Consider the following 451-nt stretch of genomic DNA (forward strand, 5'->3'; position numbering starts at 1 on the left):
TCAAATGCAGCAAGTGCTATCGCATAAGTGCGAATAGCCGCAAGGAGATAAAATAATGAAAGGTGATATCGGTGTAATTGGCCTAGCAGTAATGGGTCAGAACCTTATCCTAAACATGAACGACCACGGCTTCAAAGTTGTGGCTCACAACCGTACTGCTGCGAAAGTAGACGAGTTCCTAGAAGGCCCAGCTAAAGGTACTAACATTGTTGGTGCTTACTCTCTAGAAGAGCTAGTTGAGAAGCTAGAAGCGCCACGTAAAGTGATGCTTATGGTTCGTGCTGGTGATGTTGTAGATACGTTCATCGACAAGCTTGTACCACTTCTAGACAAAGGCGACATCATCATTGATGGTGGTAACACTAACTTCCCAGACACTAACCGTCGTGTTGCCGCTCTTCGCGAGAAAGGCATCCACTTCATCGGTACGGGTGTTTCTGGTGGTGAAGAA

Annotated in this window: 1 protein-coding gene; it reads left to right on the forward strand. The window is 46.3% G+C overall.

The genetic code is table 11. The annotated features are described in order from the left end of the window. Nucleotides 1–55: 55 nt before the first annotated feature. A partial coding sequence (locus AB4653_RS22350) for an NAD(P)-binding domain-containing protein (RefSeq protein WP_372105372.1) occupies nt 56–451 on the forward strand: 396 nt, incomplete at its 3' end.

It is taken from the genome of Vibrio sp. 10N.222.48.A3 (assembly GCF_041475345.1).
In the GTDB taxonomy this organism is placed as follows: Bacteria; Pseudomonadota; Gammaproteobacteria; order Enterobacterales; family Vibrionaceae; genus Vibrio; species Vibrio tasmaniensis_A.